We start from the raw sequence: 16,651 nt of genomic DNA, 5'->3' as shown, positions 1-16,651 counted from the left end.
CCCTCCTATTGAAACCGTTCAGAATATGACAGCGTGTACGTGCAGGAACTGCTGCAAAGCGCAGACCTCAACACCATGGGCGCAAAGGTTATGGTCGTCGTGTACAAATAGTATTTGGGCGAGAGCGTCGCGTCCGAACAGCCGGCCTGATTGTCACCGCAAATGATTTGAGGATCGCTGATAGGATAACTCGGATTAGCGGTGGCCCTGGGACGCACAGTCGCCAGCCAATCCGACGTGCTCGTGACATCCGTTGGCTGATGGTACTGCAAATATTGCCCAAACCCTCGTAATGCCGCGAACGCCTGGATGTATTGAAAGCCCGCCATCGCGAGGTCGGCCAGCGGCAGCAGGATAACCACGAACAGGAAAAGGAACACGAACAGCATCTCGAACGCGACGGCGCCGCGTCGATCCGCGATCAGCGAACGCTTGCCGCTCACGCGGCTTTTCCGGAAGCGCATGACCACTCACCAGACATAAGGAATCAGTCTCCAGCGCGAGGCCTCGTAGCTGGAATATTCAGGAAGAGTGCGCCGAAGCACGTCTTCTTCGTAATGAATTCGCCAGACCTGGATGCCGATATGCAGGAACAGCAAGGCGACGGTCATCCAGCTCAGATGCTGCAACACAACGCCGACGAACACGATTTCTTCCGACAGATAGAGCGGGTGCTTGATCCACCGATACGGCCCGGTCTGCACCACCGAACGCGCCTGCGGCACCAGGCTGAACGACCGTCCGAGATGGCGGACAGTGACGAGGATCATGATCATGCCGGTCAGCACGAAAGCCGTGGACAACAGATTCGGCAATGTGCCTTCGGTCTTCTCGAAAAACGTGATCGTCCACGGCCAGTATGTGCCAACGAACGCGGCGATCCTCGGCAGCAGCCCTTCGGCCTGCGCCTTCGCAGGCCCCCGGATCAGGATCAGCAGCGCCAGCATCAGGTAAAACACCGCGACAAAGAAGTTCGACACGAGCGATGGCCACGGCTCCCCCGCCGGGGTGGCGAGCTTGAACGACACGGCAAGCGCCAACAGGAGGAACCACGCGCTGCCCAGCATTCGGGTGAGCCGATCGTAGGCCAGGTTCGTCGAAAGGCTCATTACACTAGCACTCATGGGCTTACTTACCCAGGTCGGCGAAGGTACGAATCAGGTGAAGGAACGGGCTTCCGCCCAGGATGACGAACATCGCCGGAAGCAAAAACAACACCATCGGAACGGTGAGCTTGGCGCCCAATTTGTGGGCGCGCTCCTCGAGCTTGGTGATGCGTTCCCGGCGCAGGTCGACTGCGATGCTGCGCAGGGCCTGGCTCAGCGGCGTGCCATATTGCAGGCTTTGACTGACCATGGTGCCGAAACGACGGAGGCCCTCCGACGTGGCAGCGAGCTTCTCGAAGGCGTCGGCACGGTTCGGCAGGATCCGCAGATCGTCGAGAAGACCGCGCAGCACGTGGCAGATGGCGGGATTGGTCTCCCACATCTCGTCCGCCACACGCTCAATCGCGCTCTCCAGGCCCATGCCGGCTTCGCTGCAAACGACAAGCAGATCGATGGTGTCGGGCGTGCCGAGCCGGATCGCCGCATCGAAGCGTCGCTTCACGACCAGCAAGATCAGACGCGGAATCATGATTCCAAACGCCACGCCAATCAGCGTGAAGATCATCACGTCGGTGAACGGCCGCCCGAGAAGTTGCGAGACCGCGAAGGCCGTGATCGGAAATGCAAATGAGCTGACCGTCTTGAAGCCGAGCCAGATCGGCAGCGTTCGATGATGATTGAACCCGGCCGACTGGAGAATCATCCGCAGCTGGTCCAGGTTTTCCTGGCCGTAGAAGCGCCTGTAGCGCATGCCGACCGATGAGAGCCAGCCGATCAGGTCGTTCGACGAGCTCGATCGGTCGGGAATTCCCAGCACGGCGTTCGAGACCCGCGTGTTCAAGGCACGAAGGTGCATCTCGCGGATGATCAGCAGGAAGGTCGCAGCCGCAACCCCGACGGCAAGAGTGGCAAAACCGAGAACAGCCGTCATAGGGTGGTTTCCCTTCTGACCATCCAACGGATCACGAAATGCCCGACCAGGACCGAGCAAGCCGCATAAGCGAGAAGCACATTGCCTTGCGGATCGAACAACAGCAGATCGATCGACCGCGGATTGATCAGGTAAAGCATCCCGCCGATAACGACCGGCGCGAAGGTGAGCGCACGCGATGAAAAGATGACCTCTCCCGCCAAGGCCTTCGCACGGGCCGCCAGCGCAACCCGCTGGCTCACGGTCTCACCCAGCGTTTGCAGCGTTTCCGCCAGGCTGCCGCCGGTCTTCAATTGCACCGCCAGGGTCACCGCAAACATCGCATATTCCGGCACCTGCGTCCGCTGGTAGACGCCTTCCACAGCCTCCTCGGGCGACCGGCCCATATTCAGTTCGCTGCAGACGATGGCAAACTGCCCGGATGTCGGTTGCGGCATCTCGCGGGCGATGGTGCGAAATGCTTCGTGGACGGGCAACCCGGACCGGACCGTACTCGTCACCAGCTGAACCGCGTCTGGAAGTTGCTGGAACAGTTGATTTGCAAAGCGGTGTTGCTGCCATCCGAACAGCCCGCGCACGACCAGGATGGCGACGCCCGCGGCGGCAATGCCCGCATAGAGGCCCGGAAACTTCAGGAACGCATTGACATAGATGATTGCCGCCCCTGCCATTCCCCCTGCGAGCAGCACGTAAATCGGGCGTAGCATGTACACCGCGTCGGGACGGTAGTTGGAAAGGCGATGCAGCATATGCCAACGCGAGGTCTTCGCCGCACGACGGATGGACACCAGAGTCGCCGCTTCAGCCGTCGGCAAGGCGATCTCGAGCTGGCGATCCATTCGCCTCTGTCGTGCGTCGAGCCAAAGGGTGTTTGCCCCAGCACACAGCAGCAGCACCAGGACGATCATCAAGGGCGTCGACATCAGATCTGCCTCATCGCATCTGCCCAGGCCCGATCGAGCCCGTAATAGACGAGGCGGCTCTTGAATTTCGGAACCGCGTTGGTGGAGCGGTAGGTGCCCGATATCCGGCCGTGAACGTCCTCGTCCTTGTACTCGAACAGCGCGATGTCGTTGGTGGTGATCACTTCGCCTTCCAGGCCGATCACCTCGCTGATCTGTATGATGCGGCGCTGGCCGTCCCGCATGCGCTCGACCTGCACGATAAGATCCAGCGCGGCCACGATCTGCGATCGGATTGCGCGCGACGGCAGATTGACCTGCCCCATCTGCACCATGTTCTCCACGCGGGTCAGGGCATCGCGCGTGCTGTTGGCATGCACGGTGGAGATCGATCCATCATGGCCGGTGTTCATCGCCTGCAGCATGTCGAAGGCCTCGGCGCCGCGCACCTCGCCCACGACGATGCGGTCCGGCCGCATACGCAGCGCGTTCCACAGGAGATCGCGTTGCGTCACCTGTCCGGTGCCTTCAAGGCTCGGGGGCCGGGTCTCCAGGCTGATCACATGCGGCTGCTGGAGCTGCAGCTCCGCCGCGTCCTCGATCGTGACGATGCGCTCGCTGTTGTCGATGAACTGACTCAAGGCATTCAGCAGCGTCGTCTTGCCGGAACCGGTGCCGCCGGAGACCAGGACATTGAGCCGGCAGCGGGAGGCGATCTCCAGCAACTGTCCAAGCGCGGGCGTCATCGAGCCGTTTTCGATCATCCCGGCGATGTTCAGACGCCGGTTCGGAAATTTTCGGATCGAGATGCAGGGGCTATGGATCGCCAGCGGCGGCAGGATGATGTTGACGCGGCTGCCGTCAGGCAGACGGCAGTCCACCATTGGGCTGGACTCGTCGACACGTCGGCCGACTTGCGAGGCAATCTTCTGTGCGACGGAAGCGATGTGGTCATTGTCGCGAAACCGGACCGCGACCCGCTCGAGCTTGCCGGCCCGCTCGACATAGACGTTGTTCGGCCCATTGATCATGATGTCGTTGATCGTCTGGTCGAGCAGCAGCGGACGCAGCGGCCCGTAGCCGGTCATGTCGTCGGCGATTTCCTCCGCCAGGAAGAGCTGCTCGCGGCCCGACAGTTCCAGCCGCTCCTGGTTGGCGATGCCGTGGATGATTTCCTCGATCTGCCGCCGCAGGACGTCGCGGGAGACCGTGGTGGCCACCGCCGGCTCGATCTGCTCGATCACCCGTTCACGGAGTGACGCCGACATCACCGGATGATGCGTGGAGGGCTCGTCATGCCTGGGCGCCGATACGAACAGGCTCGACGCCGATGGCGCCACGCTTGATTCCTCCGGCGGTAAGGCCGGCGGCGCCGGTTGCGCGCTTGGGACCGCCGACGGCGTGACCAGCACCGCTCCGGGCATCCGCACCGGCATTTCGTCTGCGCGCCTGCCGAACTTTTTCATAGCCCGAGCCACCTCTTCCACGCGGCCTTTTTCTTGGCACCGACGCCGGTGATCTCCCGTACGATCGGGGCAAGGTGACGCCGAAGCCCGGATACGTGCTTCAGCGCCGGAATGCCGAGGTTGACCGCCTGGGTCATTCCCTTGCCGAGATCGGGGATGATCATGTCCGGCTCTGCGCCAAGGGCCTTGACGATCGTCGCCCTGGGCAGGCCGCCGGCGCGGTCGGCGCGATTGAGCAAAGTAAAGACCCGATCCTTGCCGGCGATGTTGGTGACGGCGTTGCGAAGTGCGTGGGCATTGCGCAGGCCTGTCACTTCGGCCTCCAGCAGCACCAGCACATGACGGGACATCTGGATGACCGGATAGATCGATGCCGGAAACGGCACCGGCACGTCGACAACGACGTAGTTGAACCGCTGACGGAGCAGGCCCAGCACGTGCCGCACGCCCGCTTCCGTAATGTCGAGCTTGGCATCAAGCTCTTCATCGCCGGAAATCAGGACAACCCGATCGTTCACCTCGATCGCCGCCCGCTCGAGGAACAGCGTGTCGGCTCGCATCGGGTTTTCAAGCGCGATGCGGAGGCCGGGTCCGGGGCGAACACCGAGCATCACCGCGGTCTCGCCGCCCTGCAGATGCAGGTCGAGCAGCGCCACCTTCGCCTTGGTGGTTTCGGCCAGTTGCATTGCGAGGTTGATTGCGATGCTGGTCGCTCCGGCGCCGCCCTGCGCGCCGCAGATCGACACCACGTGCCCGCCACGGTCATTATGTGCCGGCGCGACGTCGCCAAGCAGCTTCGGCCGGAGCTGGTCCAGCACAATATCCCTTGTGATCGGCGTCGGAAGATACTCGGTAAGGCCGATCTCCATCAGTTCGCGGTAGAAGGTGATTTCCCGGTTGTCGCCGATCAGACACACCTTGACATCGGGCGGGCAGACGCTGGCCAGACGCTCCAGTTCAGTGAACGGATCATCCATCCCGCTGATATCGGTCACCAGCGCGTACAGATCGGTGTCGGTCTCGAGCATGCGTGTCGCATGACGAATGGTGCCACGCCGGATCACCAGGTTGCAGCCATCGAGACCCTTGCGAAGGGCCGCAGCGCTGAGCTCGTCGTTGACGAAGCAGACGATCCGGTTACGCGCAACAAGGGACGTCGTTTCTTCGGGTGTTTCCATCACAGCCATGTTCGCACTCATCGACTTTTCTCCGACCCCTTGCTCGCGTCACCCACCACTGCTGTCGTCTGACGGTCGGCCGCCTGCGAGACGTCGCAGTTCGCCAGGGCGTCGTCGTCGAGCTCCTGCTTCCTGACCGAGTACTGCTTGACCTCGCTGCCGGTATAGATCGCGACCGTCGTGCTCTGGCCGGCAACTGCACTTTGGCGCGCCAGCTCCGGAGACACATCGCAGCTGGATGTCGCACCTGTGTCAGCCTTGTCCCATTGCTCGGCCGCAGCGCGGACGACGAACGACAGCGTTCCAAGCTGCTTTGCAACGGCGACCCTCTTGACCTGTTCCGGCTTGAGCTCCAGCGAGACGGTTTGCGCCGTCTTCCCTGCGACGGCATTGCTGACGGAGCGACCGCCTTGGGCAATCTCCTGGTCGATCGCGATGACGCGCACGTTGGACAGAACGGTTTCGCTGACGGCCCGCCGCACTGGAGCCCCCTTCTCGAACACCTGGGTCAACACCACGTCGACATTGTCGCCCGGCCTGATCAGACCCGAGACGCCAGTCTCCTCATCAACCTTGATGCTGATGGCGCGGCTGTCCGGCGCCAGGACGCTGGCAAGGAAACCGCGATCCTTCGGACGCAGGATGTCTTCCAGGGTAATGGCGCTGCCGGCGTCGACGTACTTGCGAACCAGCGAACCGGGCAGCCCGGCTTTGGTGTCAGGCGTTTCGAGGATCGCGCCCGCGGGGACACGATTCGGGGCCGCCTGGCGTACGGCGAAATCCTCGTCCCGCGCCAATGTCCCCTTCGACAGCGGACGTGTCGTAACGAAGTAGCCGACGGTCGCAGCTGCGGGCTGCGGCTTTTCCGCGACCACCTCGGCAACAACCGGATCGTTCGGCCGGTTCAGGCTATAGGCGATGAGCCCGAGCGCCGTAGCCGCAAGCAGCAGCACCATGATGATCGAGACGCGGAGAGCGGACGACATGTCAAAATCCTTTGCTCAAAATAGTCCAGATACCGCCGCATGCGATGGCCACCCCGTAGGGCAGCGGCGCATGTCGCAAATGACGCCAGCGCTCGACCGCGTAGACCCGGCGCACCAGCGACGACCCGGCGGGCGCCAGCTTCGGTTGTGGCAGACGGCGCATCATCAGATGCACCGCGGCCAGAACGCCGCCGGCCAGTGCAGTTGCCGTCAACAGTTCAATCACGCCGGTCAGCGGCAGACCGATCGCCAGGGCAACCAGCAACTTGACGTCGCCCCCGCCGATCGCTCCCCGCAGATAGATCACGAAAAGCGCCAGGAACAGGATTGCGGCAACGATCAGCGACTGGCCGATCTGCATCGGACTGGCCAATTGGCCGACGATCCCAAGGAGCGCCAGCGCCAGACAAATTTCGTTTCGGATCAACCGTGTCGCGATATCGATCGTTGCGACATAGAACAACAATGCGATTTCCAGACACGAGGTCGTGGACGCAATCCAATTCATGAAATAAACGCCTCAGAAAAGGCGGGGGGCACAAAATAATGCCCCCCTCCGGAGCCCGTCCTCTGGGCTTAAGCGCTAACCGCGTTGGCAACCGCGGTGCCGATCGTAGTGATCGAGGCGAGCAGAACACTGCCGATGCCGCTGGCAGTACCGGTACCGAACGCCGCGGAAACGGCGGCGACGATACAGGCGGCGACGATCACGTATTCGAACGACACAACGCCGTCCTTGTCCGTGCGCAGGTGCCTCAATCCTTCGGTGATCTTGATGTACGACTGCAACATAGGAGAAAGCCTCCTTAAGGCTTGCACACATCGCAATCCGGTTGACCGCTGTTGGCAGACGGGATCTGCCAACAGCATTCAAACATCCGGAGTTAAGCGGAGACTGCGGTGGCGACCTTGCCGGCGATCGTGGTGATCGAGGCGCTCAGAACCGAGCCGATGCCGCTGGCGGTACCCGTACCGAACGCGGCCGAAACGGCGGCGACGATGCAAGCGGCGACGATCACGTATTCAAACGACACAACGCCGTCGTTGTCCGAGCGCGGAGACGCCTGAAGGCTTCGGTGGTCTGGATGTAAAGCTTCAACATAGGAAAATATCCCTTGTGCGAGTAAATTCACGTAATATGTTGGCGGGGGGGCAAATCCGATGCCAACTAGGATTTTCTTATAATGCGTCGCGAGAAATCTGTCGATTGGTAATCGTTTATTAACCCTACCGGCGTAGCCGCGGACGCCTCTCCACGGGCGCGACGCTTCGATGACAATGCACGAAACACCTTAAATTATAGGGTTTTCTGCATTTCTCGACATTTCATTGTAGCCGCTCCGTGCGAATACGGTGACGGCATCCAAAGAGCGCACCGGACAAGTGGTCGCGCGAACGACTCCGTGGAGTGACGGCGTCACAATCCGGTTCCACAAGGCACCCGCCCACTGTCGTTCACAGGCTTACGCTTTCGTCTCAGTAACAGGTCCCGGAATCCCCTCCGAGCCGGCCACAGCTCTCCGGGCCGGCGGCCGTGGCTGGTAGGTCGGATGCGGGCCACGCCATCCGCGGTCGGACCACAACCGAGGTCTCCAGCCCCTCGCGCTCTGCAGCGCGTTTCGCCTCCCGAACAGGTACCTAAATGACCTATCTTCTTGAGGCCTTTGATGGGGTGGAGTAGGGTCTGCGTATTCGAGAAGTCGTTCTTAAAAATTGGATAGCCGCTTCGAATAGGCGTCTTTTTCATGCGCCGCGTGATCGACACCGCTCCAAAGGATGGGACATTCGTCATTCTCGAGGATGACGTAAGCGGAAGCTTTGAATCTGCCCAATGGTCAGCTGAGGGGCGCGGGTGGATTAGGGAAAATGGCGAGCCAAGCGAGATCACGGCGACGCATTGGCTAACAATGCAGCTTCCAGAGGAAGGTGATGAATTTTTTCTGCAGGATGAATTCATCCCGCCAAAGGAAACTGGATCAATCGCCCCCCCGGCGTCGCCAGGGCCCCGCTCCTTTTGTTTCCCCTCGGGCCTGGCCGAACGCGCGAGGGTGGCGGAATTAACTCGTCTGGTTGCGAACGCGGACCCGGTCGCCGGCGTCCGGGTTGAAGCGCAGGCCGCGCGGAGCAAACAGGAGCGCGGACCGGCCGCGCGGCACTGGTTTACCCTCTCCTCGATCGCCGCAGTGATGGTCGGGGCATCGCTCGTCGGCTGGTATTTCCACCCCGAGCTCGTCGCCTACTTGACGCGATACATTGTGGAGCAGGATAACGTCAGGACTGGCACAGCTGGCGTGGAGGCCGTCAAGCAAGAGACCCAGGCCGCAAGAGAGGACCTGCAAAAAGCCGAACCATCGGCGCGGGATCCAGCTCTTCATCAGCAAGCCGACCGGGCGATCTCACAGGCACCGCGGGATACTGCGCCGGGCAAGCAAGGTGCGGAGGCAATGCAGCCGGAAGCGCAACAGTCTTCTGAAAAGGAGCGGCGCCGCGCAGAGGGCCTGGCAAATGAACTGGCGAGGGCACAGCAGATCATTGGGATGCAGATAGCGCAGGCGAACAGGGCGCGCGATCAGGCGACGCAGCTCAGCCAGGCCGCGGACAGCGGGATGGCGGAGCTGCGACAGTCGCTGCACAAGGAACACGACAGGGCCGCGGCGCTGGCGGGCGAGCTTGCGAAGGCGCGGCGGGATTTCGAGACCCAGCTGGCACTCTCAAGCAAGGCCCGTGACGAGGCAGCGCAGGCGAAGAGGGCCGCCGAGAGCGTCACGGCGGAGCTGCGACAGTCTCTGCAGACGGAGCGCGACAGGGCCGAGGCGCTGACGGGCGAGCTTGCGAGGGCACGGCGGGATCTCGAGACCCAGCTGACGCCGTCACGCAAGGCCGGTGACGAGGCGGCGCAGGCGAAGACGGCCGCCAAGAGCGCGACGGCCGTGCTGCGGCCGTCTCCGAAGAAGGAGCGCGACCGGGCCGAGGCCGGCCGCGAGCCCACGCTAACTCAAACCGCGGAGGCGGCTGCGACAGAGCAGCCAGCGGTCGCTGAGGCGCAAGGCGGTCCGGACGCGGCCAGGTTGCTGGCGCGCGCCAGCGCCCTGCTCGGCCAAGGGGATATCGGTGCCGCGCGGATCGTACTCGAACACGCCGTCGAGACGGGTAGCGCACGGGCGAGCTTCATGCTCGCGGAAACCTATGATCCCCTCGTTCTTTCCAGATGGAAGACCTACGGAACACGCGGTGATGTGACGAAGGCGCGCGAGCTATACGCAAAGGCGCTTGCCGGTGGCATCCAGCAGGCCAAGGATCGATCTGTCGCGTTGCATTAGTCTCGTATGACAACGACAATGGCGATCCAGGCGCGACTGCTCGGTTTATGGCGCGACAATCAGGATGAGAGCGAGGTCTCACCTTGATCGCTGCCGCCCATCGGTTCCAAGAAGAGAGACCTTGGCAGAGTTCGCGCCGTCTCGAAAGCAGTTCGCAGAGGCCCGTCCGAGCCGGCCGCAACTCTCCCCGTTGGATTGGAATCCCCCAACGCTGGCGCAGAGAGGCTGGAGCCGGTGCGTGTGTTGACGCGCCGGGCGTTTCAGATGCGAAATGAGTGCCTGATCTGCCTTAGCATGGCCAGCGTCGCGTCGGTGTACCGACCATGCGTGAGATACTGATCTACCTGCGATGCTCCCAGCACCGCCAATGCGGCTATTGCAAAGCCCTTGATCATAATGGGCCCCCTACGAAAGAGACCGCCAACCGGGCTGTCAAAGTTTCACGTTGGATCGAAACTTCGCTGTCGCTCATCGCGACCTACCTACATAGCGAATGCTGGCCGAAAACGGTAACCAGAGCCTTAAGGCGAGCGTAGAGCAGAATCTGCTCCTCAACGTAGCTGTTTCATCGAACCCGACTGGCCAGCTTGCGCCAGTGGTAGCCACGCTTTTCGACGTCCTCCCGAATTCTTTCGCTCACCGATCGCACGGTACGTTTCTTTTTGCGCCAGCTTCCGCCCAACGTCGAAGGGATGGGAAGCCCACGCCGGATCACCAGCAGATCGTTTTTGCCGCCCAAATATACGTCATACATGAGAGCGCCCAGGTTGCAGGGGGCAGCATAGACCTGCACAGCAGCGTTATTGGTGGTGCGGGTGCAACAGCGACTTCAAAACAATTGGGCGCCAGCGAACCAGACTGGCCCCAAGGGATCGGTCCAAGACTCACTTCTGCCGGAACGCGTGATTGAACGACATCACCAGCGGCCCCACGATGTAATCAAACGCGGTTCGCTGGACCGTTGGGATCATCACGGTTGCCGGCATTCCCGGATAAAGGCGGATGTTGGGCATCGCGGCCAATTCGCTCTGGTCGATCCGAACAAAGGCCGTGTAATACGGATTGTTGGTCTTGGGATCCGTCAAGCGGTCCGCCGAGATCTGGATGACGTCGCCATGAATGATCGGAACGATCCGTTGCTTGTAGGCTGTTAGGTGAACTTCGGCGCGGGTGTCCGGGTGAACGTCGCTGATGTCCTCGACGGCGACCTGCGCTTCGATGGTCAGCGAATCCTCGTCAGGCACGATGTCCAGAATTTTGTCGCCGCGCTGGATCACGCCTCCGACCGAAAACACGCTCAGCCCAACCACGCGACCGGTGTAGGGTGCATGGATCTCCATGCGGCCCAGCACTGCCTTGGCGTTCATCGCCTTCGGGATCACCTCCAGGAGCTTGGCTTGGGTGTCGCGCAAGTCCTTCGTGACGTCGGTCATCCGATCGTTGTCGAACTGGGCGATCTGCTGCTCCTGCTCGGCAATGGCCTGGCGTGCCTTGGCGATGCTGGCGTTTGCATCTGCGATCTGGCCCTCGAGGCCGTACGCGGTCCGCTCCAGCTGCAGGATGCGTGGACGGGCGATCAACCCGCGTTCGACGAGCGGCGCAATGTCTTTGGCCTCCTTGTGCACCGAATCGATCTGGTTGGTGAACGATTTCACCTGCGCTTCCGCACCAACGATCTGCGATCCCAGCTGGTTGATCTTCTCGCGGACGACACTTCTTTGCCCTTCGAGCGAGGCCCTGCGGGTGTCAAACTGACTGACCTGCCCGTTCCAGACGCTCTTGAAATAGGGATCGTCAGAGCGCGCCTTCAGATCCGGCGGCATGACAAGCTGGGAGCCATGATCCAGCTCGGTCAGCAGCCGGACTTCCGACGCACGAAGCACGGCATATTGCTGCGTCAGCACTTCATGCTCTGCGCGAGCCTGGGTCTCGTCCAGAACGATCAACAGATCGCCCGCGAGCACCCTGTCGCCTTCCCTGACATGCAATTCCTTAACGATGCCGCCATCGAGGTGCTGGAGGCTCTTGCGGTTGCCATCGACCTTCACGACCGCGTTCGCAACCACCGCCCCGTTGAGCGGCGCGGTCACCGCCCAGGTCCCGATACCGCCGAAGAAGATCGCGATGATCAGCCACCCCGCCACAGCAACCTTGCGAATGGAGTCGCTTGGCGCGCCATCCTGGTTCGCGGGTTTTGTCCCGCGTGGGGCGGCTCCGGGGCGCATCGACAAGTCTAGGACATCAAGCAATGCCATGATTTTTCCTAACCAGCCGCTCCCCGAACCGCCGGAACCGGCACCGGCCTGGTGAGACGCGAGAGGATCTCGTGCCGGGGTCCGAACATCTCGGCGACGCCCTCACGCAACACCAACACTTTATCGACAACGCCGATCGTGGCTGGCCGATGCGAAATGATCACCACAGTCGTTCCGCGCTTTTTTAGCTCCATGACGCACTCTGCGAGCGCGGCATCACCTTCCGAATCGAGATTCGAACTTGGCTCATCGAGCACAACGAGGCTCGGATTGCCGTAAACCGCACGAGCGAGGGCGATACGCTGGCGAATGCCACCGGACAGGATTGCGCCGCCCTCGCCTACTTGGGTATCATAGCCCTCGGGCAGCCGAAGGATCATCTCGTGCACACCGGCCATCTGCGCCGCCGAAATGATCTCCCTGTCCTCTTTTCGATCGAACCGGCAGATATTGGCAGCCACACTGTCGGCGAACAGCTCGATATCCTGAGGCAGGTAGCCCAAATGCTGGCCGAGCGATGACCTGATCCAGGTCGAAACATCGGATCCGTCAAGGCGGACGGCACCTGCGGATGGGGCCTGAACGCCAACGATCTGGCGCGCCAGCGTGGACTTGCCGGCGCCCGAGGGGCCGATGATCCCGAGGACTTCACCCGATTCGATCTGGAAGGTGACCCCGCGCAGAATGGGCTTCGAGGTTCCAGGCGCGGCATAGGACAGCGTTTCGACGGAAAGACGGCCCTCGGGTCGCGGCAGCGTCAGCCCTGATTGATGCGGCGGATTGGCAGCCAATAGCTCGCGCACCCGCAGGAATGCACCGCGGGCCGAGACCAGGCTGCGCCATGACCCAACGATCTGTTCGACCGGCTGCAGCGCACGGCCAAGCAGGATGCTGGCGGCAAACATCGCACCTACGGTGGTCAGCCGCTCGATCACGAGATAGGCGCCAAGACCGAGAATCAAGGATTGCATCGAAAGCCGCAGGAAACGAATCATGCTCTGCATCGTGGCGGCGCGATCGCTTGCGGCGACCTGGCGCTCGAGCATGCGGTCGCGGTCCCGGCTCCAACGATTTAAGAGACCAGCGGTCATCCCCATGGCGCGCACCACTTCGGTGTTGCGCAGGCTCATCTCGGTGAAGCTGTAATTCCGATTTGCCGCCTCGCCGGATTCGGAGAGCGGAGGCTTGACGATCCATTCACTGAGAAAGGCCATCAGGACCAGAATGATCGAGCTCCCCAGCGCAAATGCGCCCAGGAAGGGGTGTAGAGCGAAAATCACCGCGATGTAGATCGGTGCCCAGGGCAGATCGAAGACAGCGTGAATTCCGGACCCAGTGATGAACTGGCGGAACGTGTCAAAATCGCGCAGCAGCTGGCTGCGGGCGCCACCTAATCTTGCCGAATGGTCGATGATGGCGGTCATCACCCGCGGCGCGATCTTCCGATCTAGGCGGATGCTGGTGCGTGTCAGCACGCGTGCCCGTACCGCATCGAGACCCGCAAGCGCCATGAACGCCAGCAATAGTGCAAGCGTCAGCATCAGCAGGGTGATCTCACTGGCGCTCGAGATCACGCGGTCATAGACCTGCAGCATGTACAATGGCCCGGCCAGGTAGAGCAGGTTAATGGCCAGGCTGAATGTGGCTGCATTTGTAAAATAGCCGTGGCAGGCTTGCAGTGACTGCCGCAATTCGTCCGTTCTTTTACGAAAGGAACTCACGCGAAATCTGGCCGGAGCCATCCCTGAAAATATGATGACTGGCAGCCAATAGGCGACAGCCAAAAGGTGCAAGTAAATCGATCATCAATCTGCTCTATGTAGCACAGCCGGCAACCGCGCCAAAGCGCTGCCGGCGCAAAACGAGCAGGAGGGTAAACTTACGGAGTTCGGCCTCTCCTCGTATCGTTCGCTCCGCCTGACGGAGCTCGCGCCCCTCAGGCGATGTGGTGCGGATCATAGGTGATCACCGTGCCATTCGTGGCGTCGGCCTTCTCGGCAAAGCCGGTCGGATCGTATTGACCGAGCAGGACGATGTTCGCGGTATGAGCACCGTCGGACACCGTCAAAGTGCCGCCGGTTCCCGCCTGGTTTTCTGTGAAGCTCAACGTGGTGCCAGCGCCGGAGCCGAGGCCCTTGATGTCGATGTCGTCATTGCCATCGAGGCCGCTCACCGTGCCGGAGAAGTGGAAGGCATCATCCAGGATCAGGTGGCCGGCGGCATTCGCGTCAAAGGTGACGCCTGCCGTCGAGCCTGCCCCGAACTCGATGGTGCCGGCCCCGCTGATCAGAGCGTTGCCATTGCCGGTAACCTCGCCTTCTGCTGTGACCGTGCCGCCATTGGCCCAGATCAAGCCGCTGTTGGTCACCGCGCTGGCAAGCACCAGCCCACCCGCACCGGTCGCCTCCAGCGTGCCGGCGTTGGCGATCACGTTAGCGCCAGTGTCGATCACCAGGGCATGGGTGCCGGTGGCATCGATGGTGCCCTCGTTACTGAGCATCAGGCTGCCCTGCCCGATCTGGCCCGCACCGGAGATGATATTGTCGACGTTATCAAGCGTGACGTTGGAGGCCGTGCCGGCGATGATGTTGTGGTCATCGTCGGACAGGACCACGTGGCCGCCGCCTTCCAGCTTGATGCCGGTCTGGATCAGTTGCAGCAAGGTATCATCACCCGACCCCTGCAGGTCGATCTCGCCCGTGTTGTTGATGATACCGGACAGCGGCAGCATCGAGCCATCGCCGATGGTCATCGGGCCGGGATTTTCGACAGTCGGCGTCACGTCGAATTCGAAGTTCGCCGCCGTCAGGTCCGCCGCATGCACGCCATCGAGCGTGATGGTCTGGCCGTCGATCAACGTGATCACCGCATTGCCGCTCGCGTCATCCGCGGTGTGGGCCTGAACGTCGGCGAAGCTCTGCCAGCCGTAGCTGATCAGGTCGATGACATCGGAGGACACCTCGAAGCTGTGCACGAAGTCGTTGCCGATTGGCTTCGAGAACACGAAGAGATCGTGTCCGCTTGAGCCGCTTAGATGATCATCGGCAGACCACGCAAAGATCGGAGAGCCGACCCCAAACGCTTCGATATTGACATTCTCGAAGAACGTATCGAGTGACCCATCGGGATTTGCCATATCGATACCAATTGTGAGGACGACCGCACCCACAAAGGACAGAGGCGTTTGGACTGTGACGTATTGGGATTCGGCGTATTGGAATGACCAACTGCCGTCAATGTTCTGGGTTCCGGAACTTAAAGACCAACCCGAAGGCATACCGCCAATGTGAATCGTGGTGTTGGATGGTATAGCCGCGCCTTCCAGGCCCAAATCAATTGGCGCTCCCGCAACGCCTGCCGGGAAGGTCCCCGTTTCTGTCCGCGTAACATTATTTCCTGCGGCATCGGTAACGGAAGCCGAGGCCTGCATGGACTGATTTCCTTTCAAGTCTGATAGCGAGCCCCAAACCGGGCTACTACCGGAAATCGTTATTGTCCCGTTTGTCTTGGCGGTATTAATCTCCGACGCCGTGAGCGTGTGTGAAACGGAATGTCCACTTTGATCTGAAACTGTCACAATCATCGATTGCAGGTCGGAATCGATATTGCTGATCGTGACTGAAAGACTATTGACGTTGTTTCCAGTGTGGCTGTTTACACCTGAGAAGGTGATAAGAGGTGCCGCATCAGCTGTGGTATCAACTGTTGCCGTTACCGCCGGGGAGGTCGTCGTGACGTTGCCGGCGTTGTCCGCGGCCACCGCAGTGAAGCTGTGGCTGCCGTCGGAGAGCGCTGCCGTGGTGAAGCTCCAGTTGCCACTGCTCACCGTCGCGGCGCCCAGATCCGTCGCACCGTCAAAGATGTGAACTGAGGCAACCCCATTGGCATCGCTGACCGTTCCCGACAGGGCCAGCGTATTGTCCTTCGTGAGGCCGCCGCTGCTGATGGTGGTGGTCGAGCCGGTGTTGGTACCAAGGGTCGAGCTCATGGTCTCGGTCGGCGCCGTGGTGTCCACCGTAGCGGTCACTGCCGGGGAGGTCGTCGTGACGTTGCCGGCGTTGTCCGCGGCCACCGCAGTGAAGCTGTGGCTGCCGTCGGAGAGCGCTGCCGTGGTGAAGCTCCAGTTGCCACTGCTCACCGTCGCGGCGCCCAGATCCGTCGCACCGTCAAAGATGTGAACTGAGGCAACCCCATTGGCATCGCTGACCGTTCCCGACAGGGCCAGCGTATTGTCCTTCGTGAGGCCGCCGCTGCTGATGGTGGTGGTCGAGCCGGTGTTGGTACCAAGGGTCGAGCTCATGGTCTCGGTCGGCGCCGTGGTGTCCACCGTAGCGGTCACTGCCGGGGAGGTCGTCGTGACGTTGCCGGCGTTGTCCGCGGCCACCGCAGTGAAGCTGTGGCTGCCGTCGGAGAGCGCTGCCGTGGTGAAGCTCCAGTTGCCACTGCTCACCGTCGCGGCGCCCAGATCCGTCGCACCCGTCAAAGATGTGAACTGAGGCAACCCCAT

General features: G+C 61.6%; 15 protein-coding genes and 1 pseudogene. 2 read left to right on the top strand and 14 right to left on the bottom strand.

The annotated features are described in order from the left end of the window. Positions 1–5: 5 nt before the first annotated feature. From ACVWW1_RS46610 to ACVWW1_RS46570, 9 genes are all read right to left on the bottom strand, one after another. Entirely contained in the window at positions 6–443 is a 438-nt protein-coding gene (locus ACVWW1_RS46610) for a hypothetical protein (protein WP_456660535.1), read from the bottom strand. A gap of 27 nt (positions 444–470) precedes the next feature. Further along, the gene (locus tag ACVWW1_RS46605) at positions 471–1,109 is read right to left on the bottom strand and encodes a methyltransferase family protein (protein ID WP_456660534.1); all 639 of its coding nucleotides are present in this window, start codon (positions 1,107–1,109) and stop codon (positions 471–473) included. A 19-nt stretch (positions 1,110–1,128) separates the two neighbouring features. Then, a complete protein-coding gene (locus ACVWW1_RS46600) occupies positions 1,129–2,037 on the bottom strand; it encodes a type II secretion system F family protein (protein WP_456660533.1) in 909 nt (302 codons plus the stop codon). Further along, complete coding sequence (locus tag ACVWW1_RS46595) at positions 2,034–2,960, bottom strand: type II secretion system F family protein (RefSeq protein WP_456660532.1); 927 nt, start codon at positions 2,958–2,960, stop codon at positions 2,034–2,036. Before ACVWW1_RS46595 ends, ACVWW1_RS46600 begins: the two co-directional genes overlap by 4 nt. Then, positions 2,960–4,405: a CpaF family protein gene (locus ACVWW1_RS46590; RefSeq protein ID WP_456660531.1), complete on the bottom strand. Its 1,446-nt coding sequence runs from the start codon at positions 4,403–4,405 to the stop codon at positions 2,960–2,962. The genes ACVWW1_RS46595 and ACVWW1_RS46590 overlap by 1 nt, the downstream gene beginning before the upstream one ends. Beyond that, positions 4,402–5,592 carry an AAA family ATPase gene (locus ACVWW1_RS46585; RefSeq protein WP_456660530.1) on the bottom strand — a complete coding sequence of 397 codons (1,191 nt, stop codon included), beginning with the start codon at positions 5,590–5,592 and terminating at the stop codon, positions 4,402–4,404. The genes ACVWW1_RS46590 and ACVWW1_RS46585 overlap by 4 nt, the downstream gene beginning before the upstream one ends. Positions 5,593–5,600: 8 nt before the next feature. Next, positions 5,601–6,569 (bottom strand): Flp pilus assembly protein CpaB, encoded by a 969-nt coding sequence (gene cpaB, locus ACVWW1_RS46580; RefSeq protein ID WP_456660529.1) that lies wholly within the window; start codon positions 6,567–6,569, stop codon positions 5,601–5,603. Between the two features lies 1 nt (position 6,570). Continuing rightward, complete coding sequence (locus ACVWW1_RS46575; protein ID WP_456660528.1) at positions 6,571–7,077, bottom strand: A24 family peptidase; 507 nt, start codon at positions 7,075–7,077, stop codon at positions 6,571–6,573. 68 nt (positions 7,078–7,145) lie between these two features. Beyond that, complete coding sequence (locus ACVWW1_RS46570) at positions 7,146–7,361, bottom strand: hypothetical protein (RefSeq protein WP_456660527.1); 216 nt, start codon at positions 7,359–7,361, stop codon at positions 7,146–7,148. A 108-nt stretch (positions 7,362–7,469) separates the two neighbouring features. Here ACVWW1_RS46570 and ACVWW1_RS46565 point away from each other — a divergent pair, with 108 nt between their 5' ends. Both ACVWW1_RS46565 and ACVWW1_RS46560 read left to right on the top strand, forming a co-directional pair. Next, positions 7,470–7,637, top strand: coding sequence for a hypothetical protein (locus ACVWW1_RS46565; RefSeq protein ID WP_456660526.1), 168 nt, complete (start codon positions 7,470–7,472; stop codon positions 7,635–7,637). 677 nt (positions 7,638–8,314) lie between these two features. After that, positions 8,315–9,889, top strand: coding sequence for a hypothetical protein (locus ACVWW1_RS46560; RefSeq protein ID WP_456660525.1), 1,575 nt, complete (start codon positions 8,315–8,317; stop codon positions 9,887–9,889). Positions 9,890–10,454: 565 nt separating this feature from the next. Here ACVWW1_RS46560 and ACVWW1_RS46555 read toward each other — a convergent pair. The 5 genes and pseudogenes from ACVWW1_RS46555 to ACVWW1_RS46535 form a co-directional block, all read right to left on the bottom strand. Continuing rightward, positions 10,455–10,643, bottom strand: coding sequence for a hypothetical protein (locus tag ACVWW1_RS46555; RefSeq protein ID WP_456660524.1), 189 nt, complete (start codon positions 10,641–10,643; stop codon positions 10,455–10,457). Positions 10,644–10,773: 130 nt separating this feature from the next. Beyond that, a complete protein-coding gene (locus ACVWW1_RS46550; protein ID WP_456660523.1) occupies positions 10,774–12,033 on the bottom strand; it encodes an HlyD family type I secretion periplasmic adaptor subunit in 1,260 nt (419 codons plus the stop codon). 119 nt (positions 12,034–12,152) lie between these two features. After that, entirely contained in the window at positions 12,153–13,886 is a 1,734-nt protein-coding gene (locus ACVWW1_RS46545) for a type I secretion system permease/ATPase (RefSeq protein WP_456660831.1), read from the bottom strand. A gap of 194 nt (positions 13,887–14,080) precedes the next feature. Next, the gene (locus tag ACVWW1_RS46540) at positions 14,081–16,444 is read right to left on the bottom strand and encodes a beta strand repeat-containing protein (RefSeq protein WP_456660830.1); all 2,364 of its coding nucleotides are present in this window, start codon (positions 16,442–16,444) and stop codon (positions 14,081–14,083) included. 24 nt (positions 16,445–16,468) lie between these two features. Beyond that, a pseudogene (locus tag ACVWW1_RS46535) lies at positions 16,469–16,651 on the bottom strand (Ig-like domain-containing protein); the annotation flags it as partial.

Source organism: Bradyrhizobium sp. JR3.5 (genome assembly GCF_054057015.1).
Note: the sequence above shows the minus strand (reverse complement) of the source record. Positions and strands in the feature narration are given on the sequence as shown.